This is a genomic window from Mastigocoleus sp. MO_188.B34 (assembly GCF_030065675.1).
GTDB lineage: Bacteria > Cyanobacteriota > Cyanobacteriia > Cyanobacteriales > Nostocaceae > Mastigocoleus.
The window spans coordinates 59,492-80,187 of record NZ_JASJDK010000008.1; the positions used below are offsets into that span (position 1 = coordinate 59,492).

16 protein-coding genes are annotated in these 20,696 nt (G+C 35.9%); 8 read left to right on the forward strand and 8 right to left on the reverse strand.

Features of this window, described 5'->3' with window-relative positions:
• Positions 1 to 326 precede the first annotated feature (326 nt).
• Positions 327 to 1,265, forward strand: a complete 939-nt coding sequence (locus QNJ50_RS03310) for an alpha/beta fold hydrolase (protein WP_300631951.1) — start codon at positions 327 to 329, stop codon at positions 1,263 to 1,265.
• Between the two features lie 342 nt (positions 1,266 to 1,607).
• On the opposite strand, the gene QNJ50_RS28540 is transcribed toward QNJ50_RS03310, so the two are convergent.
• The 7 genes from QNJ50_RS28540 to QNJ50_RS03350 all read right to left on the reverse strand — a co-directional run bounded on the left by QNJ50_RS28540 (position 1,608) and on the right by QNJ50_RS03350 (position 9,094).
• Complete coding sequence (locus tag QNJ50_RS28540) at positions 1,608 to 3,359, reverse strand: phycobilisome rod-core linker polypeptide (protein ID WP_366914205.1); 1,752 nt, start codon at positions 3,357 to 3,359, stop codon at positions 1,608 to 1,610.
• A 436-nt stretch (positions 3,360 to 3,795) separates the two neighbouring features.
• Entirely contained in the window at positions 3,796 to 4,128 is a 333-nt protein-coding gene (locus tag QNJ50_RS03325; RefSeq protein ID WP_058183703.1) for a hypothetical protein, read from the reverse strand.
• A 697-nt stretch (positions 4,129 to 4,825) separates the two neighbouring features.
• Positions 4,826 to 5,053 (reverse strand): phycobilisome linker polypeptide, encoded by a 228-nt coding sequence (locus tag QNJ50_RS03330; protein WP_300631954.1) that lies wholly within the window; start codon positions 5,051 to 5,053, stop codon positions 4,826 to 4,828.
• Between the two features lie 282 nt (positions 5,054 to 5,335).
• A complete protein-coding gene (locus QNJ50_RS03335) occupies positions 5,336 to 6,097 on the reverse strand; it encodes a phycobilisome rod-core linker polypeptide (RefSeq protein ID WP_300631956.1) in 762 nt (253 codons plus the stop codon).
• Between the two features lie 245 nt (positions 6,098 to 6,342).
• Positions 6,343 to 7,095 (reverse strand): phycobilisome rod-core linker polypeptide, encoded by a 753-nt coding sequence (locus tag QNJ50_RS03340; protein WP_300631958.1) that lies wholly within the window; start codon positions 7,093 to 7,095, stop codon positions 6,343 to 6,345.
• A gap of 38 nt (positions 7,096 to 7,133) precedes the next feature.
• A complete protein-coding gene (locus tag QNJ50_RS03345) occupies positions 7,134 to 8,003 on the reverse strand; it encodes a phycobilisome linker polypeptide (RefSeq protein ID WP_300631960.1) in 870 nt (289 codons plus the stop codon).
• 395 nt (positions 8,004 to 8,398) lie between these two features.
• Entirely contained in the window at positions 8,399 to 9,094 is a 696-nt protein-coding gene (locus tag QNJ50_RS03350; protein WP_300631962.1) for an ankyrin repeat domain-containing protein, read from the reverse strand.
• A gap of 341 nt (positions 9,095 to 9,435) precedes the next feature.
• Here QNJ50_RS03350 and QNJ50_RS03355 point away from each other — a divergent pair, with 341 nt between their 5' ends.
• A complete protein-coding gene (locus QNJ50_RS03355; RefSeq protein ID WP_300631963.1) occupies positions 9,436 to 10,176 on the forward strand; it encodes a phycobilisome rod-core linker polypeptide in 741 nt (246 codons plus the stop codon).
• A gap of 141 nt (positions 10,177 to 10,317) precedes the next feature.
• Positions 10,318 to 11,088, forward strand: a complete 771-nt coding sequence (locus tag QNJ50_RS03360) for a phycobilisome rod-core linker polypeptide (protein ID WP_300631964.1) — start codon at positions 10,318 to 10,320, stop codon at positions 11,086 to 11,088.
• Between the two features lie 294 nt (positions 11,089 to 11,382).
• Here the strand turns inward: QNJ50_RS03360 and QNJ50_RS03365 are convergent, their stop codons facing one another.
• Positions 11,383 to 12,315, reverse strand: coding sequence for an RluA family pseudouridine synthase (locus QNJ50_RS03365; protein ID WP_300631965.1), 933 nt, complete (start codon positions 12,313 to 12,315; stop codon positions 11,383 to 11,385).
• A 649-nt stretch (positions 12,316 to 12,964) separates the two neighbouring features.
• Between QNJ50_RS03365 and QNJ50_RS03370 the strand changes: the two genes are divergently transcribed.
• The 5 genes from QNJ50_RS03370 to QNJ50_RS03390 all read left to right on the forward strand — a co-directional run bounded on the left by QNJ50_RS03370 (position 12,965) and on the right by QNJ50_RS03390 (position 20,470).
• A complete protein-coding gene (locus tag QNJ50_RS03370) occupies positions 12,965 to 13,666 on the forward strand; it encodes a HEAT repeat domain-containing protein (protein WP_300631966.1) in 702 nt (233 codons plus the stop codon).
• A gap of 1,790 nt (positions 13,667 to 15,456) precedes the next feature.
• Positions 15,457 to 16,788: a response regulator gene (locus QNJ50_RS03375; protein WP_300631967.1), complete on the forward strand. Its 1,332-nt coding sequence runs from the start codon at positions 15,457 to 15,459 to the stop codon at positions 16,786 to 16,788.
• 53 nt (positions 16,789 to 16,841) lie between these two features.
• Positions 16,842 to 17,228 carry a response regulator gene (locus QNJ50_RS03380; protein WP_300631969.1) on the forward strand — a complete coding sequence of 129 codons (387 nt, stop codon included), beginning with the start codon at positions 16,842 to 16,844 and terminating at the stop codon, positions 17,226 to 17,228.
• Positions 17,229 to 17,264: 36 nt separating this feature from the next.
• On the forward strand, positions 17,265 to 17,738 hold the full coding sequence (locus tag QNJ50_RS03385) for a chemotaxis protein CheW (protein ID WP_300631971.1): 474 nt from the start codon (positions 17,265 to 17,267) through the stop codon (positions 17,736 to 17,738).
• A 71-nt stretch (positions 17,739 to 17,809) separates the two neighbouring features.
• Positions 17,810 to 20,470, forward strand: a complete 2,661-nt coding sequence (locus QNJ50_RS03390) for a methyl-accepting chemotaxis protein (RefSeq protein WP_300631973.1) — start codon at positions 17,810 to 17,812, stop codon at positions 20,468 to 20,470.
• Positions 20,471 to 20,696: the final 226 nt, after the last annotated feature.

Consider the following 20,696-nt stretch of genomic DNA (forward strand, 5'->3'; position numbering starts at 1 on the left):
ACCTCTTAATTAAAAGCTTTTTATCGAACTTGCTTATCCGGAAAATTTGGGGAAAATCTCTAAATTATGAGGTTTTATTTAAGAATATTTATAAATGCCGGATGTTTATAAGTTTGTATAGAAAAGATTAACTAGAAATATGATGTTCGGTCGATTCAGTTACCTATTATTTTGTAGAATCCCACCCCAAGAGTATTTAAATTTTCCTCCCCGATTTCTGGGAGGCTTTTTGGGGAGGGGTTTCTTCGTTGATGGGTATCATCCGACTGAATGGTGTGAGGACAACAACTAGACGTTATTACAGGAACCTGTCAGGAAACACAACTGTGGCAAACACGTTAAAATTTTACTTTTTTCGTCGCAAACAGCTACTTATCTTTTTCGGATTTCTGATATTTATTTACACCTGCGCATGTTCATTTCTATTTGCACATCAACGTTACTTAATATTTCGTCCCAGTCCGGAACTTAAAACATTACCAAGTTCTCCAGAATTCAAGAGAGTGCGCATACCAATTGCAAACTCTCGAAGTGAATATTTAAGTGGTTGGTGGTTTGATGCACCATTATCTGAGGAGAAAATCAATGTAGTTGCAAATGAACCTGCAAATAAACCTGCAAAAACAATCAGATCGCCCAAAACGATATTGTATTTTTGTGGTGCTGCTGGTAATAAAAGTTTCCGTTCTCAGGTCAAAAAATTTGAGGAGTTACGAAAATTGGGATTTTCGGTTTTGGTGATTGATTACCGGGGTTTTGGCGAAAGTGAAGGTAAACAATATCCCAATGAATCCCAGTTTTATCAAGATAGTCAAACAGCTTGGAATTACTTGGTAAAAAATCGAAAGATTCAACCTAAAGATATTGTGATTTATGGAGAATCTTTGGGAGGAGCAATTGCTATCGATTTAGCAGTTAAACATCCTGAAGTGGGTGGACTAATTATCCAAAGCTCATTTACCTCAATGGCAAAAACAATAAAACATCATAATTTGTTCTCCTTGTTTCCCATTGATTTACTGCTCACACAACGATTTAACTCAATCTCCAAAGTTCCTTACTTAAAAGTACCTGTTTTATTTATCCATGGAACTGCTGATACTGTCGTCCCCTACGATATGAGTAAAGAGCTGTATAATGCAGCGCCAGTACCAAAAAAACTGTTACTCATCCCTGAGGTTGGACACTTTGATGTTTACGAGAATAGTAGTACATTCTACTTGCGTGGAATCAAAAAATTTACAAAAGGTATAGAATCTCGTTAATAAAAACAGTTTATCTGCGTAATGTAAAACAGCTTATGTAAAACAGAATTTCAGAAAAAATCATAAAAACCTTAGACATCATATAAATCCCATAATTCGGATATCCTTTCTCACGAGGTGAATGATACTTATAGAGTCAAGCTTGTAGGGTAAGTCTCCCTTTATAGAGACGCGTAATAGCATGACCTTGAAGTCATCATATCGCGTCTCTAGAAGCGATCGAGAACCTCAAAAACGTAGAGCCGTATTTAGTAGATGTGTGCTTAATTGAGGTTTATTTAACTAGAAAAACTTAGCTAGAAAAGTATTTAATTAACTAGAAAAGATTTAACTAGAAAAGATTTAACTAGAAAAAACCCGACTGCGCCATTTATTTAAGCGAGCTTCACCAATAGTAGCAAAACGACGAGCATCAGCAATTTGTGCTTCTAATGAATTAATTTCAGTTTTTTGAATTTCTAATTGCTGTTGTAAGGACAGGTTATCTTTGTTGTTATCCCCAATAGCAGCAGATTGCCAGCTACTGTTAAGTTGTGCTGCACCAATATTTGCAAATGGACTCAGTTCGGAAAGTTGAGCTTTTAAAGCACTTATTTGTTTCTCTTGCTCTTCTATTTTTTGCTGTAATTCTCTTTCTTGTTGCAGACGTTGTGCTTCATACAAATTAATTTTTGCTGCTGAATCTGCTTTTGGTTTGAACACCTTCGCCAGAATAGCATCAACATCGCTGACTTTCTGCTTACCGAAGGGAGTATTGCGAATTAGCGATCGCATTAATCGGGGTTTATTTGGAGAAGTAAGTTCTTTGTCACTACTAGAATTACTACGCAATAGTTGGAACATATTGGTAAAACCAATCATTGTTTTACCTGGTTCGGAATTATAACCCCGACAAAAAGGTACTATATTCTCCCCAAAGGCATTGATATACTCGTCGCTATCGATGTAAGAATCTATATCCGCCTCAAAACCTTCTGAATCTAATATTGCACTATGAAACTTCATTTCATCATAACTACCCGGTGCGCGACCAAGTAAATGTTTAAAATTCAATTCAATTGCTCGATAGCGATAACAATTGTTAAAAAAGCGCGATCGATATAATTCTGATTTCGCTACTTGACGAACAAATTCTCGCACACTGCTAAAGCCATTTCTAAGTTGAGATTCAGGAACTACGAGTCTCTCACTTTCCATTACATAAGCGTTACCCAGGACTTGACGGTATACTGCCCTAATGGCAATCTCAATATCATCAGGTGAATCACCAGATATAAATTCTATTGGTTCTGTCCTTTGAAAGGCTTGATATTGTTGTTGTCTAACTTCATCTTCTACCAGAAATGTTGAGCTTTGTTTTTTGCTGGTAGCTGGTAATAAAGTTTTTTGCTGGTTAAGCTTGAGAACATCAGCTACTAGTTTGTTGATATCTGTAAATTGAGGAGAAGTAGAAGGACCAGTAAGGGGAATAACAGCTAATGGAGTGTTGGTCATCAGGGATTTATTTAAACCTGAGTAAGTAGCTAATACGCTGGATTTATCACTGCTAGCATTACCCTTAAGCAACTGGAAAAGGTGGGTAAATCCCAATATATTTCTTCCTGATTGGGTTTTATAACCCCGATAATAGGGAACTGTATTTTCACCAAAGAAGTTACTGTACTCTTCACTATCAAGATAAGAATCAATTTCAGCTTCAACGCCAGATTCCTGTAACAATTTGATGTGATACTGCATTTCAGCGTGATCGTTAGGTGCGCGACCAAGTAAATGCTTACAGTTAAGTTCTATGAAACGATAACGAGGATAATTATCAAAAAAGCGCGAACTGTATAACTCTGATTTAGCTATTTGACGGACAAATTCACGTACAGTTATCTCACCATTTTTTAATTGCGATTCCGGAACTTTCAGCCGTTCGCTTTCCATAATATGGGCGTTACCCAAAACTTGCTTATATACTGCACGAATTAAGGTTTCAAATTCTGTTTCTGAATACCCTGTTCTATATTCTAATGGTTCTGAATCTTCAAAAAAACCAACACCTAATTTTGAGGCGCGACCGATCGCAGGATTGATAAAAGTACTTACCATTGAAACCATCTCCAAAAATCTTTTAATTTAAAGTTCGGCCTTCAAATGTCTATTATTTATGTATCAATTTTTGGTTTTTTAATTAGTTAAAATTTCTAACAATCTAAGTTTGAACCAGAAAATTCGTTCTTATCCTGTTTTATTTAAAATCAAAACTAGCTAATTTTTACAAAAAGCTTAATATCAAAATCATCCCAAAGACTTTAGATATATTTTAGATATATTTATATTTAAACAAGAAATAATGTAAATTATCTTCTGCCTAAAAGCAGAAAAATATAAACTTATATTAATTTCATCAATGATTAAATTTCATTAATCAATATTGAGATACAAAATCAAATAAAATTACATCTCAAATAGACACATAGTTATCAATTAAAATTACTGACTATGAAATTAATTCAAATCTAAATTTTTAATCACTAAAATTAACTTATCCACGTTCATCAAATCGAGTATAGAAAGCACCATACTTGATCCAATACTGTTTTAAATCGTGATGGGGAGTATGCAAACTAGCTTTTGCTTGATATAAAATTACTTGGCGATGATTTCCCATCCAAATTTTGTTAATCGGTTCGACGGATATTAAACTTCCTCCTAGAGAGGTTACACATTCTGTAAATCTTTCAACAGTACTGTATTCAACTGTCTGAAAAATAAAAAAATTACCGGAACAAATTAAGTGACGACTGCGAATCCAACATCGCATCTTTTTTTCAGCCAGTGGCGGCAACATTTTAGGTTGTTCTGAATGTAAATACATGATTGCTAGGAACTCGCGTCAGGTACTTTCAAAGTAAAACTGGCTGGTGATTTTTCAGACTTAAAAGTTCTTTTATTTGAGCCCCACGGTTACTTCCTTACTTCAATTTTAGACGTTAAATTTTAGGCGTCGGCTTAAAATTTAAGCTTAAAATTCTAAATTTAAGGGTAACGGGAGTTAAAGATTTTTAATTTACTTTAATCCTATTGAATTTAGGCTGATTGATTTGAATTACTGTAATCTTGTAATCTGACTTTTCTAATTTTAGAAAATTGATAAGTAACGAATTTTGCCCCTCACTTTCGATGGACAGATAATTTCCCCCAAGCCAACATTATAAGATTTACAAATTTCTCATACTGTTACTTCCTCAACAGTAAATATCCAAATATCAACAAATATCTGAGTATCAACTCTAGAAAATGCTGATTTAACGGAACTAAACTTCAGAGTCAGCAAATCTCAAATAACAAGCATGACAGAGCAATCGCTACCGTATAAAACAAATTGTCGAAAATTTCGTAATTTTGGTTACAAAAGTGCCGATCGCAAAAAGTTATAATTTTAAAGTATTCCTTGGCAAAAGGTTATGTAATATAGCCTTCAGCCAAGGCAAGGTTTAGATAGTATAGGAATTAACCCATACACCCAACCGTGTGGTTTATGTTAAATCTTCTGTACCTTTCTAGATAGAGCTTTATTCAGATTCTGTTGCTCCAACAGATGATGCTAATCTAATGCTAACAATCTTCTGACCCATGCGGTTGATTTGCCGCACTTTTTCAGACATCCGATTATAAGGGACTTTGAGAGTATAGTTACTTTTACGCACTAGATCGCCCAATGCACCAGTTACTTCAATGATGATGGTGCGACTATTGTAATCACTTAAGTCGGCAGTACCGGTGGTTAGCATACCAGACATCAAATCACCTCAAAATAACGTTGATTTTTCTTAACTTTTAGCATCAAATGCTACACTTTCTCTCCTCTCCCATTGAGGGCATACAAGTAAAGACAAAGAAAAAGTTAAAGTTAAAATGTCGAAATCTTTGAAGAATTACGTGCATTCTTTAAGCAAGAAGCAAGTGCAATCTGACTTATCCCCTCTTTAAGAAGAAAATGCAGAAAATTACTTTGGGTAAGTTTTGAGTATTCTCAAAGTTTCCCCTCAAGATTCCTAATTCGCAACCCAAAACTTCACAAACTAAGCTACCTCAGCAATACTGAGGATTTTTCCACCCATTTTGTGAATATTTTGAATTTGCTCGGACATACGAGTATAATCTACCACGTATTCCATTTTGCTCAAGCGAGGTCTTGGGCCGACAGCACTTTTGGAAACTTTAATTAAGAAGCGTTTACCAAGGCTACTAGCAGCACCAGAAGGTCCACTTGGAGCCTTAATGGCTGTTGATAAATTACTTCCTAAAGATGTAATTAATTTTGCTTTTGTGTCGCGATCGCTACTAGCCATACCCCTCGCCAGAGCAAATGTGCGGTTAAAAGCAATGTTTTTAATACCTGCTTGAGTGCTAGTGCTGCGAAGATAAGGAACTACATTTTCACCAAAATTTAACTGATACTCATCGCTATCGATATAAGAATCGATCTCAGCATCATATCCTTGTTCGTTGTAGATACAAACATGTTCAGAAATTTCTGACTGATCTTGAGGTGCACGACCGAGGAAATGTTTGAAGTTCAACTCAATAAATCGGTACTGAGAAGAAGAATTAAAGAACAAAGTTCTGTAAAGTTCTGATTTTCCTACCATACGCACAAAATCGCGCACGCATATAGAACCATCCCGCAACAATGACTCAGCAACACTTAGGCGCTGACCTTCCATTAAGTGCTGATTACCTAAGACTTGTTTATAAACAGCCCGAATAATTATTTGTAAATCGTCTTCATTTGCATCTTGACGTAGCTCTGCTGCGGTGGAAGCTGTAGCCCAAAGTGACATTCTTGATACTCCTCCAACAATAATATTTTTAGACACAAACCTAATTTAATTTACATCTAATTTGATTTATATCTAATTTATTTTATATGTAGTATCTAACGTCCAGGAGTTAGGTGTCAAAAGTTATAACTAATAATTTACGATCTGTTAATTCGCGATCTTGGATGTGGATTTTCCTAATTTCCCAAGCTAATAAATTAAAAGCCTCAACTTCTCACTCCTAACTCCTGATCTTGTTTTAAGACTTAGGAAATCTCTTCAATGCTGACAATTTTGCCACTGGTACGATTGATCCGCTGAATTGTTGGTGTCATCTTAGTCGCAGATACAACATATTCAGTGGTACTACGACGACGTGGGCTATCAAACTTAGAACCTGTAACCAAAATCTTAAATCTTTTTTCGGTGCTAGCAGCACTATTACTAGGCTTAATTTTGACAGTGGAATTAGCTGCTACCGAGTAAACTAACTTCGACCCTTTAACAGCCTTGGAAGTTTCAGCCGCACCTCTTACAACTTCAAATATTCGGTTATAAGCAATTTGTTTTTGCCCTACTTGGCTGCGATTACCCCGGTAGAAGGGGACAATATTTTCGCCAAAAGCATTTGAATATTCCGCACTGTCAATGTAAGAGTCGATTTCAGCATCGTATCCAGCTTCATTACAGCGCTGGATATGTTCGGAAATTTCCGCTTGGTCTTGGGGAGCGCGACCCAATAAATGCTTGAAGTTAAGTTCTACAAAGCGATAGGGCGCTGAAGTCTCAAAAAAGCGTGCCCGATACATATCGGATTTAGCAACAGCACGCACAAATTCCCGTACTGTAATAGCGCGATCGCATAATTGTGATTCGGCGCTTACTAGTCGCTCGCTCTCCATCACGTGAGCATTACCTAAAACTTGCTTATAGACGGAGCGGATAACTAATTCTAACTCTTCCATGGAACTATTTTGCCATAGTTCCACGGTTGGATAATCCAATACTGTACTTGCCATTTCCTAATCTTCCCAAATTTAATTTGCAAACAGATTCTTTAGTTGATAGGAGTAATACTCGCGATCACGCCACCCATCTTGTGAATCCGCTTGTATTCATCTGAAAGCTTATCAAAAGGTACGATAAAGACTTGATTAGATCTGCGGAACTTGGAAATCCGATTTACCGCTTTTGCCCGGTAGCCAGTAACCTCAATGCGGTATGATTTACCATCAGCAGTAGCTCCCACACCATGACGGCTCCGGGAACCAAGTGCAGGATTTTGGAAAGACCAACCACTGGTAGCACCACTAGGTGGCACAATGGGAGTAGGAGTATTATTTATTGCCAGCGAATTTAGTCTTGGCTTTTTACCTGCCAAATTACCTTTGAAGTCACTACTGGAAGCACCACGCAAAAGTTGGAACATGTGAGTGAACTCAACCATGCTCTGACCGTTACGGGTCTTATAGCCACGGATGTAAGGTACGATGTACTCTCCGTAGGCGTTTTGATACTCATCGCTATCAAGGTAAGAATCTATTTCATCCTCAAAAGTACCTTTATCCAAAATCGCACTATGAGCTTTCATCTCGTCATAGCTATCAGGAGCGCGACCGAGAAGATGTTTGAAATTCAATTCAATAGCTCGATAGCGGGGACAGCTATCAAAAAAGCGCGAACGGTACAAATCAGATTTTGCTACTTGACGTACAAATTCGCGAACGCTAATATCTCCATTTTTTAATTGCGACTCAGGCACAGGCAATCTTTCGCTTTCCATTACATAAGCATTGCCTAAAACTTGCCTGTAAACTGCTTTAATGACGATTTCTTTATCATCAGCAGAGCAACCAGGGCACATTTCAACTCGGTCTGAATCTTCAAACAGAGCTACCCCAAGTCTAGATGCTGGTCCGAAAGCCATTCAAACTATCTCCCAGTTAATAATGGTGTTTTCTTGAGAAAATATTACAAAAATGCAAATAAACTTCACATATCGAAACTAACTTCCAGAATTAACATTCTGAAAAAACTCTATAGTGACGATTATTTTAGTTTTTGAAGTTATTCACATCTTTCTTTTCCTTTTTAATTCTTATACGACGCCGAAGCTATATTTATTAAAAATTATTAATTTTGATGATGGTTTTACATATTAATTTAATCTTTTGAAAGATAAGAAAGCTAAAAGTGTCGAAGAACTGTCCCGAACTCCGTGGAGGTCATAAGCCTAGATTAATAATTCAGACTGATAGTGGGTTTTAAATTAATAAGATAAATAGATAAATAAACAAAAGTTCCCAGTTTATAACTATTTACTTATTCTTTAGCTCCAGCACGTTTTAATAATTCAATTGTTGCAAAGGATGCTGCATTTTTTGCTTCCTTTAAAGCAGTACTTCCCCAACGGTTTCGAGCACTAACATCTGCACCATTTTCTAGTAACACTGATACTGTTGCAGCCGCACCCCTTGCTGCTGCCATCATCAATGGGGTCCAACCAACAACATTTGCTGTATTTACACAAGCGCCGTAATCTATTAGAGTTTGAGTTGTGTAGGCATGACCATTCTCCGCTGCCAAATATAAAGCTGTATCGCCAATAAAATTGGTGATATTTATGTCTGCGCCCCATGCAATGAGTAATTCCACCAATTCTGTATGTCCTTGGCGAGCGACTGACATTAAAGCTGTTTCTCCATAGTGGTTAGTGACATTAATATCTGCACCTTTGTGAACTAATGCTGCCACTATATGCGGGTAATTTGATTCTGCAGCATACAGTACAGCTGTATAATCAGAATCATTTTTGATATTTACGTCTGCACCAGCAGCCAGCAAATTATGCACAATATTTAAATAACCTTCCGAAGCTGCCATCATCAACGCAGTCGTCTTCCCCCGACCTGAAGCATTCACATCAACGCCTTCAGCCAATAAAGTATCTACTTTTTCTGTGTCACCTCGAATTGCGGCCAAAATTAGTTGCTCGTTTGCTGGTATAAATTCATTCACTAGTAAAACCCCAAGGGCACAATCCCACCCAAATATAATTTCCACAAGTTACTGGTAACTTTTAGGACAAATAGAAAGGATTTGATATGTGCTAACTGTTATAGCACCACCCACTTTAGGAAGGTAGACTAATAGAATTTTCAATGATGCCATTCGGCTCAAATTCTCGGTTTTACACTGAAACAATATTACAGATTATTGCTACTATGGAGGAAAAGATTCCTAAATCTTCTAGGCTGAGTATTAATAGAGCAATTGTCATTGAACTGTTTGCTGGTACGCTAATTGTCTTTTGCTCTCTGTCTCCTAGTTAACCTACATATACTTAGAGATGCACTAATATGGCTATTCCTTTATTAGATTATCCCGCTTCATCCCAAAATCAACGCGTACCTGGATTTGAGATCCCAGGCGATGAACAACCAAGAATTTACAGTACTGATAATCTGCCATCGTTATCAGATATGGATGATTTGATCTTGGCAGCTTATCGCCAAATTTTTAACGAACAACAACTGATTGCTAGCAACCGCCAAACCTCACTGGAATCTCAATTGCGGGCTGGTCAAATCACAGTTAAAGACTTTATTCGCGGACTAGCGACTTCCGATGTTTTCCGCACTCGAAATTACGACACAAATAACAACTATCGCTTCGTACAAATGTGTATCCAAAGAATTTTGGGGCGCAAAGTGTATGACGAACGCGAAAAACTTGCTTGGTCTATTGTGCTAGCAACTAAAGGGCTAAGGGGTTTTATCGATGATTTGCTTAACAGCGATGAATATTTAAGTAATTTTGGTTATACGACAATTCCTTATCAAAGAAGGCGAATTTTGCCGCAGCGCAACCAAGGAGAACTACCTTTTGCCCGTATGGCTCGTTATGACAGTTTTTACCGCGATAAACTGCCTCCCAGTAGCGGGAAAATATTGAGCATTTATGACCCGTACGCACCTTTTAATTTTGAAAAATTTATCCAAGAAATCGACCTTAAAAGAGTTGCAGGAGTACTACTACTGTTTGTAGGGGTCGCAGCCCTGACTTTACTCATAAGTTACGGAGTTAATCCTGGAGTATAATTTTGAACAAGCAGAAGCTTAACTGGATGCACAGTTAAGTTTCGTTAACTTTTATCATAATTATAAGTTTATGTTACTAATGCTCCCTTAAGATGTGATTGAAAGTTATAAATTTTAATTAAGAAAATGGGGGTATAAAGCGTGTCAATTCCTCTATTGGGTTATGCTCCTTCAAGTCAAAACCAGAGAGTAGCTGGATATGAACAGCCCGGTGACGATCAGCCCAAAGTCTATTCCACAGAGAATCTGCTTTCACCATCCGATATGGATGATTTAATTGAAGCAGCTTATCGTCAAATGTTCTTCCATGCTTTTGCAGCCGATCGCGAACGCTTTTTGGAGTCTCAACTTCGGAGTGGACAAATTACAGTTAGAGATTTTATTCGCGGTCTAGTACTTTCTGATACTTTTAAAAGAAGCTTTTACAACCTCAATAGCAACTACCGTTTTGTTGAGCAATGCGTACAAAGAGTTTTAGGCAGAGATGTTTATAGCGAACGCGAAAAAATTGCTTGGTCAATTGTGGTTGCGACCAAAGGTATAAAAGGTTTTGTGGATGATTTACTTGATAGTGACGAGTATTTAGATAACTTTGGTTACGATACAGTTCCCTATCAACGACGTCGCTCATTACCTGGAAGAGCTGAAGGTGAAAGACCTTTCAATATTCAGTCTCCCCGTTACGATGAATACTATCGTGCCAAATTGGGCTTCCCCCAAATTGTTTGGCAAAACGAAATTCGTCGCTTTACTCCCCAGGAGAAAAAACCAAAAGCAGGAGATCCATCCTTGTTTATGAATATGGCATTGGGTGTAAATGCTCAGGGTAATCCTCCCCAAAGAATTTCTCCGTTTAACATTGATATCGCTAAATCTGTTCCCTATCGTAAAGTAACAGCAGACAGACCTTAGTTAATCTATCTAAGCAAATTGTAGATTTTTAGATTCTCAGCGTGACATAACAACTTGGAGTCTAAACGTTTAGTCATTAGTCACCGATCGTTAGTTACAGGACTTTGATGAAAAAGTTTTTGCTAGCGATCGCAGACTAATGATTCTTGTTTTTATTGTCATTTGTCAATTGTGGATCTTCATCGCATTAAGTGTGTTGGTTAAGAAGTATAATTTCCAAAAAAGGAACAGAGAACGGGGAACAAAATAATGTCCCGAACCAGAAATGTAGTGGGATAAAATCAGCGATTATTTTTAAGTAAAAGCAACTCTTTTTTGCAAAACAGTTAGAAGCTTTGTAAATTCTTCTGGTAAAGGAGCGCAAAATTCCATCCACTCTTGGGAAATAGGATGTATCAATTTAAGTCGCCAAGCATGTAAAGCTTGTCCGGTAAGATTTACTTTCAGGGAACGACCGGAACCATAAACTGGATCACCAACAATTGGATGTCCGATATGAGTACTATGAACGCGAATTTGGTGAGTGCGTCCGGTTTCTAACTGGAATTGCATTAGCGTGAAATTACCTAGACGTTCTTTAATTTGCCAGTGAGTAATAGCTTCCCGTCCACCCTTCTCCACAGGGACAACAGCCATTTTTTTGCGATCGACCGGATGACGACCTATGGGTAAATTAACAGTACCATCACTCTGGGAAGGTGCACCATAAACTATCCCCAAGTATTCTCTTCGTGCAGTTTTAGCTTTTAGTTGGGCTTGTAGGTGCTGATGGGCTAATTCTGTTTTCGCAATTGCGATCGCACCTGTGGTATCTTTATCTAAACGATGCACAATACCGGGGCGTTGTACCCCCCCAATACCTGGTAAGTTAGGACAGTGTGCTAAAACAGCATTTACCAAAGTACCATCAGGATGACCCGGTGCGGGATGTACCACCAAACCTGCTGGCTTATTGAGAATCAGTATTTGATCGTCCTCATAAAGTATATTTAGAGGAATACTTTCTGGTTTTAACTCTAAAGGTGCAGGAGGAGGTATTTCCAAACTTATCTTGTCTCCCTGCTTAACAATCGTTTTCTTTGAATTGCAGATTTGATGGTTTAATTGAACATTTCCTTGTTCTATAAGTTGCTGAATTCGAGAACGTGAAAGTTCTGCTAAGGCTTGGGAAAGATAGCGATCTAAGCGCAGATTTTCTTGCTCGACTTTGAGATTAACTTTATTCACAGTCAATCGCCATGATTTTTGTCCTATACAAATAAAGCATATATAGTAAATAAAACATATATAGTACTAATATTAATCACTAAAACACTATACTTCCTTCAGAGAGAGTGGGAAAATTGTCATAAAAGTGCCTTAATCCATAAAACTCAGATATGAATTTACCCAATTGTCTATTGATATTTTATCCCTCCCGTACAGAATTTAAATTTATATACATAAAATAAAGGTCTTTAGTTTTTTGCTTGTGACAGCTAATGAACTGCAATGATAATACTTTTTAAATTTAATCTCATAGGGTAAAAATTTCTCAAAAAGAAAATATAACCAAACATGGTGCTTTATTTCCCAAAGGGAAATTTTTTTGTTTTATGTTCTTTGTAAAGTAAAACATGAATTTTTGACTACAGATATTCATCCATAGCTCTGCTTGATCTACAAGACCCCGGTCAGCTAAATTCATCATCCCTTGTAAAATTTTGGGGAAAATTATCTATCTTTAGTTGTAATTCTTCTGAAATAATCCCGATCTGCCTAATTTTGTTTGTAATTTATATGGAAACAAGAAAATAAAGTAAATTTTCTTGGTTCTCAAGGTGCGGTTTGCCAGCGATCGAGCTTATAAAAGTACAGTACTAACGTCAATTGACTCATGAAAAGTATTTGCTCGAATCACTTGCAAACACAATTTAAGAAAACTGTAGGAATAAGAACTTCAAAACAGCAATCATCTGTTTTGATTGTGGGGTTTGTAACCTTGTCTATGCTATCGCCAATACTTCCGATAACAGGTTGCTTGGCAGAACAAACAACCCAAATTCAAGTGTTACCAACACAAAATCCTAATACTTTCAAAACTCAGACTGTTAATCTTAATGGTGTTGTATTGACTTTAGTTAAGATCCTTAAAGATAAAAATATCGAAGCTCGTGTAAATGCTATTCGTGCCTTAGGGGGTATGGGTAAGCAGGCTCAAATTGCTGTTCCAGACCTAGTGGTAGCTTTAAAAGATAAAAAACCTCGCGTTCGTTACAGTGCAGCGATCGCTCTTGCAAATATTGGCTCTGAATTTGAAGGAAGTAAAGTCAAAACTACTTTACCTTTGATAGTTGCAGCTTTAAATCACGAATCTCAATTACTGCGTTCAGATGCTGCTTCTGCTCTAACGAACATTGGTTATAAATTCAAACAGAAAGCTTCTGAGTTATCTAAATCGGATCTAGAACAAATAATCAGGAATTTTGACAAATCCTTGGAAACACTTGAGAAATTTCAATCTAATTTTTCTCGTACCACTATCTTAAACATACGCAGTATCAGAAATGCTTTACAGCAAGAGAGAAATCGACGTTGATTAATAACTGATGGAGCTTTTATTTACATAACTTATACATTTACTACTAAATTTTTTCATACAAATAGCCTATTTAGTATCATTTTACTCATTATTAGATGAAGATATCCTGAAAAATAATCTACCCAATTCAGTCCAAACTATCCCCTGAATTAGACTATCCTATCTTAGACAGGGCATTTTTTTGCGCAAGTATTAGCTACCTAATAATAGATAAATTGTTGAATTAAAATATACTAATAATCGCATTTAAGAAATGAACTAATACTTTAGTTCAAGTCTTTAAAAACCAAATAGTAAGATGCAATTTTAATTAATAAGCTTCAATTGCAGTCAACGCAAAGCATTCACTTAATACAAGTAACATTGGAGCTTATGATTTCAAGAATTAAAATACACAGAAAAAAAATATTAATACTGAATTAAAAGTATTTTAAACAACAGTTGCATAGTTGCTGCTTATTAATATTTTATAAAGCTTGAGAAATGCTATCTAGTAATTAATTTATCAAAATTTAACTTAGAATATAAAGTTAATTTCTAAATTAATCGATATATATTTTGGTACTTGTGATTTTTAAATAATGATCATAATTCTAGGTAATAAATGATTCAATTAAAATACAAGCTTTGTAAAATAAAAATTCTCAAAGTATTGCTTTAATTCACTTTCAAGAATAAAAGTCAAACATAAAAAATTATAAGCTTTCATAAAAATATGTGTAAATTCATACCTGGTATTTTTGAAAATAAATTTTAGATACCTCAAATATAAAAACTTATTGTATATAAAAATACGGTAAAACCTTAGTTTTTGCCTGAATAATCAAACTACAATATAAATATTGATGACAATAATAATACAACCACTGAAAATGAGCTAATTATGATTTAATTAAGTGCTTATACTTAAAAAGCAAACAATTCAATGATTATTTAAAAATACAATAAAATAATAAGTGACTGCTCCGATCTTTTTCAAAGATTGGGGATAAAATTTATATTTATCACTAACTTTTTTCAGGATTTTATAGTAATCTGTATCATAGAAACCATGTTGTATGGCATCTACTGACAGTCTGAAATAATGAATCTTTAAGGTTATGACTAAACTAGTTGTGTGTTTTGGATTAACTTGCTTTTGAAAACAGGTCGTAGTTTAGATTTTCGGATACAAAAGTATTGTGGAGTTGAGTTTCTTATTTCTATCTCTCAAAATCTACGTATAGTTGTAAAATTTATCGGGGGTTGAGCAGAATTAATAATTAGTAGAAACTCGTAATAGGATTAATCTTGTGTAATTTGTGTACGTAAGTTATTAACCAAATACTTTTGGTGAAATTATTTCCGGACTAAATTCTTCCTAATACATTTGTTATCCTACCTGCTGTATTTTTTGCAAATATTAGGATGACTGATTAATTCAGAAATTATTCTTGAAGCTTTTGCAGCGTGCAATCTCAATATTTTTTTCGCGGGGAGCAATGAAAATTTCACATATATCCCAATAATATCGAATTCAATTTGGGATTATATTTTAGGTATAAAACTTCTCACATAAAAATGTTGAATATTGTTACTTGAAGCAGTCAATTACCGCATTGGAGTTTAAATTGAGAACTCACCCTCCACACACATTTCTATTATAAATACATGAAAGGTCAATTTTGTAGCAAATATAGTTTAATAAATATTTATTTACTACAATTTAAGACCTTCATCTTAATAAAGTTCTCAGCAACATCAATAGAAAGATTACTCACTTGCGCTTTAATAATTGAGTTATATCAATGGATACACTTCCTATCGCTCGGTACAGATTTTTCCAGCAACTAGATCCTATGTCTGTGTTGCAAAGAATAAATACTGAGTATGCAAATGGTCATTTACAAGTCTTTAGTCCATTACGTTCTTGGTCATTTTATACAGAGAATAGCAAAATTATTTATGCATGTTACTCAGATAATATGCTTGATTTATTGTCTCAGAATATTCGCTATTTAATTGATAGTGACCGAAATATTTATCAAGAAATATGTCATCATTTACAGAGAATATTGAGTAGGAAAGATGAAGATGATGCTTCGTTTAGAGATAAAGGGTATTTAGCTATCTGTTGGCTAGTCCATAAAAAATATATTAATCCACCCCAAGCAGGTGCGTTAATAGAAAATCTGGCGCTGGACTTGATGAGGTCTTTTTTATCTTTAGAGCAGGGGAGCTATGATTTTACTCCTAAAAGTTTTTTGGAAGAGCTACCAAAGTTCAATTATATAGATTGGCATTCACTGGTAGAACGCTGTCAAAAGCCTAAGGATCTCGCCAAGAAACACTCACCAAGAAATCAATATGATTCCTCATCGCTATTGAATAATGCTCCTCCAAGTACATCACGACAACACAACAGCTACCTATCACCAACAAGACAAAAAACTAGTCAAAGCATTAGTAATACTCAAAAAACTGTAATGAAATCTAGTCAAAATATGGGATCAGATGATAATATGCCATCTCGCTCATCTTCAGAGCAACCTGACAAGAGTTATTCTGTTATAGATTTAGTGGATAACTATAATAGTATTCTTCCGGAGAATGTTAGTGGTGTAGATCTAAATGTCCAAAGTCTAAACCAGCAAATAAACGATCAAAATAACAGCACACATTTAATAGATTATTCTCAAATCAAATCATCATTACAAATTAATGATTTCAATTATCAAAACAATGATAATCAGTCATCAATACACAGTACAAAATATACGATAGTTTGTATTGATGATAGTCCGGCAGTCTTAAATGCAATCAAAAATTATTTGGACGATCAGATTTTTTCTGTAGTTGGTATTAAAGATCCATTAAAAGCATTGATGCAAATAATTCGTTTGAAACCAGATCTAGTTTTATTAGATATTGGAATGCCCAATTTGGATGGCTACGAACTGTGTTCTTTACTGCGGAAACATTCATATTTCAAAAGTACTCCAGTAATTATGGTCACCGGTAGAACTGGTTTTGTCGATAGAGCTAAAGCAAAATTGGTTAGAGCATCTGGTTATTTAACGAAGCCATTCACACAAGGAGATCTACTAAAAGTAGTGTTCCAGCATCTCGATATTCTATAAGCGTTCGAAATAAATACAAACAGATATTTTAGTGGATTCAGGGAGGTTAAAGAGTGAAAGCAAACAGTTTTGATACTGTTCTGATAGTGGAGGATTCTCCAAGCGAGTTGGAGCTTATGAGCTATTATCTTGCCAATAGCGGCTACAATATCATCAAAGCTACGGGTGGGAAAGAGGCTTTTGAAATAGCACTAGAAAGCAAACCAGACATAATCGTAACTGATATCGTCATGCCTGGAATGAGTGGCTTCGAATTATGCCGTTGCTTAAAAAGAAATCCAGATACCAAAAAAGTACCAATCGTTGTTTGTACTTCTAAAAACCAAGAAATAGATCGTTTGTGGGGTATAAGACAAGGGGCTGATATATATCTCACAAAACCCTATAGTCGCGAACAATTATTAAATGCAATTAAATCATTAACAGAAGAAATTGCTTGATTTTAAAATCAAATGAATAATTTAAACAATAACTTAATGATAAATAAAAGTCAAAGTTCTTTGGCAGATACTTATCTCAAGTTTCAACTAAATGAATTTACCTATGCCGCATTACCAGTTCAATATTTACATGAAGTAGTTGTAGTGCCAGTTGAGTCCATTCCTTCTATTCCAAATATGCCTGCTTGCGTCTTAGGACTAATCAACTGGCGGAGTCGTATTATTTGGGTCATTGATTTACCAAATATGTTAAATTTGGAGACTAATAATCGTACTTGCAGACAACATAAGATACTTGTTATTCAAGCAGAATCTACAGCCTTAGCTTTAGTTGTACCAGAAATTATTGGTACAACTAGATTAGTAGCAAATGATATAGAGTCTCCTCAGGAAAAATTCTCTTCCGATCTGGTTCCTTACTTACGAGGATGGGTTTTACAGAACCAAGAGCAACTTTTAGTATTAGATACACAAGCTATTTTGCAATCTGCAATTTTTCATAATAATTAGCAGTTTCGAACAATCAGCCATAACTCTAGAAATGGCCGTTTTCACAATATATAAATAGAGAGAATTTATTGATGCTTGATAAAAAAGTTAATTTTGACCGAGAAAGTTTTAACTCGGAATTAGAAAATAAGATTCCCTATACAAATGATACTTTGGGTAATTCAAAAAATGGAGGTAAATCTTTACCAAATACTGTAATACAAAAAAAAATGCGGGGGCGTAACTCCGATAGTAATCGCTTGAGTTCATTCTTACAACAAACAAACTTGCGTACTAAAGCTATTGCTTTTTCTGTGAGTTTGGGAACTATTCCTGTATTAATATTTGGTTCTATTACTCATCATTTTATTCATAAATCAATCTACTCAATTACACATGACGCGCCTCATAGCGATGAAGTAGAACTAATTAAAGAAGATACTCACAATCATGTTTTTATGACTATCGCCCTAGCAACTCTATTGACAGGGTTAATTGCTAGTGGAGCGGGTGTAATTGTTGCTAATCGTATAGTTTTAAGAATTCTTGCAGCAACTTTTACCGTTAAATCTTTAGCTAAGGGTAATCTTCATAATCGAGTTGCAGTTAGTGGAAATGATGAAATTGCAGCCCTAGGATTTCATATTAACCGCATGGCAGATCAATTAGAAGAAGTTTTACTCCAACAAAGAAGTGAAGCGGAACAATTAAAGTTATTTACCAATAGCTTAATTTCTATTCGCCATTCTGCCAACCCAGAGAATTTAATGAATGCAGCAGTAACGGAAGTTCGTCGTTCATTGAACGTCGATCGCGTTGTGGTCTATCGATTTGATTTTCAGGGAGGAGGAGAGGTAATTGCAGAGTCTGCAGCATCTGATATTCCTCAAGCCCTAGGAGAAAAAATTCAAGATAGTTGTATCACTCAGGAGTTAATCGAGGCTTACAAAAATGGTCGGGTTCTAGCAGTTAACAATGTTTTTGAAGCTGGATTCGCACCCGAACACTTGCAGTTGATGGAAAGGCTGCGCGTTAAATCAAGTCTGATTACACCCATCGTAAAAGATAATCAACTATTTGGTTTCCTCATAGCCCATAATTGCCACACGGTTCGTTTCTGGCAATCATATGAAGTTAACTTTGTTCAGCAACTAGCAATCCAGGTGGGAATTACTTTAGAAAGGGTTCGTTTGCTAGAAGATACTCAAGTATTGAAAAATTTTGCCGTACATCTGTCCAGTTCTCTGAGCATACCAGAAATTTACAATTTGGCTGTTCAAAATGTTCGCAATGCTTTGCTTGCAGACAGAGTTGTCATCTACAAATTTAATGAGGACTTACCAGGTAAAATTGTTGCTGAATCAGTGTTAGCTGGTTGTCCTTCCAGTGTTGGGGTGGAAATTAACGACCCCTGTTGTAAAGACTATATAGAAAAATATCAGCAGGGTCAAATCTTAGCTATCAATAATATTTATGAAGCTAATCTCACCGAGTGTTATCAGCAACAACTAGAAAGTTTTGGTGTTAAAGCTAATTTAGTTGCGCCAATTCTGGTAGGGAACAAGTTATTAGGCTTATTAATTGCTCATCAATGCATACAACCTCGTACTTGGGAACAATCAGAAATAGATTTGCTCGAGCAATTTGCGAGAATTCTGGGGATGAGTATCGAACGAGCTAACCTCCTAGAAATTACGGAACAAGCTCTGGAAGCAGCAGAAATCAGTTCTAAGCAACAACGGGAACAAAAAGAACAACTTCAACAAGAACTTCTCAGACTTCTGAATGATATTGAAGCTGCAGCAGAAGGAGATTTGACAGTAAGAGCCGAAGTTACCAATGGAGAAATGGGTACGGTTGCTGACTTCTTCAATTCGATTATTGAAAGTTTGCGGGAAACTGTTACTCAAGTTAAGCATGCAGCCAGTGAGGTAAATGTAGCCATTTCCGATAACTCTGGAGCAATTAACGAACTGGCTACAGAAGCTCTTCGACAAGCAGAAGAGGTCAATCGCACCCTAGACTCGGTTGGGGAAATGCGAATTTCAATTAAAGATATTGCGATCAGTGCTCGCAAAGCAGCTTCAGTAGCTCGTACCGCATATAAAACTGCCGAAACTGGTGGTACAGCAATGGATTTGACCGTAGAAAATATCTTAAGTCTCCGGGAAACCATTGGAGAAACTGCGAAAAAAGTTAAACGTTTGGGAGAATCTTCACAACAAATATCGCGAGTTGTTTCATTAATTAATCAGATTGCGGTTCAAACAAACCTGTTAGCAATTAATGCTGGTATTGAAGCTGCTCGTGCTGGTGAAGGAAGTCAAGGTTTTGCTGTAGTTGCCGAAGAAGTTTCAGCTTTAGCAGCCCGTAGTGCTTCAGCCACAACAGAAATTGAAGGTATAGTTGCAAACATTCAAAGAGAGACTAGTGAAGTTGTTAAAGCAATGGAATTAGGTACTTCTCAGGTTGTAGAAGGAACTCGTTTAGTAGAAGATACTAAAGACTGTTTGTATCAAATTCTGGATGTATCTCGTCAAATTGATGAACTAGTACAATCTATTTCTTCAGCTACTGTCTCTCAGGTTCAAACATCGAAACAAGTTGCACATTTAATGAGAGAAGTTGCCCAATTGTCAGAAATGACAAGCGAATCATCCCATAAAGTTTCTGCTTCTCTGGAGAAAACAGTAGAAATTTCCCATGAATTACAATCTAGCGTTGGCACTTTCAAAATCAACCCCGAAGCATAGAAAGTAAATTGCTAGTGGTTAAATTTTGCTTGTATCAAATGCTAGTGTCTTATTGAGATAATGTCTTGTTGAGAGCCAAAATTTAATCATTAGCGATTCTATCTACAGTGATTTAGAAAAAATTAATAAATTTTCTAAAACTGAGAACTTTGAGATAATTGTTTTTATAAAACATTAGTTCTTGACAAATTCACTTCACATCTTCTCCTACAGATAAATTGAGTAA

Bases quoted from the DNA above. Each gene is read 5' to 3' on its own strand.
- QNJ50_RS28540 (WP_366914205.1), bottom strand. From the start codon at position 3,359: ATGGTAAGTACTTTTATCAATCCTGCGATCGGTCGCGCCTCAAAATTA.
- QNJ50_RS03325 (WP_058183703.1), bottom strand. From the start codon at position 4,128: ATGTATTTACATTCAGAACAACCTAAAATGTTGCCGCCACTGGCTGAA.
- QNJ50_RS03330 (WP_300631954.1), bottom strand. From the start codon at position 5,053: ATGTCTGGTATGCTAACCACCGGTACTGCCGACTTAAGTGATTACAAT.
- QNJ50_RS03335 (WP_300631956.1), bottom strand. From the start codon at position 6,097: ATGTCACTTTGGGCTACAGCTTCCACCGCAGCAGAGCTACGTCAAGAT.
- QNJ50_RS03340 (WP_300631958.1), bottom strand. From the start codon at position 7,095: ATGGCAAGTACAGTATTGGATTATCCAACCGTGGAACTATGGCAAAAT.
- QNJ50_RS03345 (WP_300631960.1), bottom strand. From the start codon at position 8,003: ATGGCTTTCGGACCAGCATCTAGACTTGGGGTAGCTCTGTTTGAAGAT.
- QNJ50_RS03355 (WP_300631963.1), top strand. From the start codon at position 9,436: ATGGCTATTCCTTTATTAGATTATCCCGCTTCATCCCAAAATCAACGC.
- QNJ50_RS03370 (WP_300631966.1), top strand. From the start codon at position 12,965: ATGAAAAGTATTTGCTCGAATCACTTGCAAACACAATTTAAGAAAACT.
- QNJ50_RS03375 (WP_300631967.1), top strand. From the start codon at position 15,457: ATGGATACACTTCCTATCGCTCGGTACAGATTTTTCCAGCAACTAGAT.
- QNJ50_RS03385 (WP_300631971.1), top strand. From the start codon at position 17,265: ATGATAAATAAAAGTCAAAGTTCTTTGGCAGATACTTATCTCAAGTTT.
- QNJ50_RS03390 (WP_300631973.1), top strand. From the start codon at position 17,810: ATGCTTGATAAAAAAGTTAATTTTGACCGAGAAAGTTTTAACTCGGAA.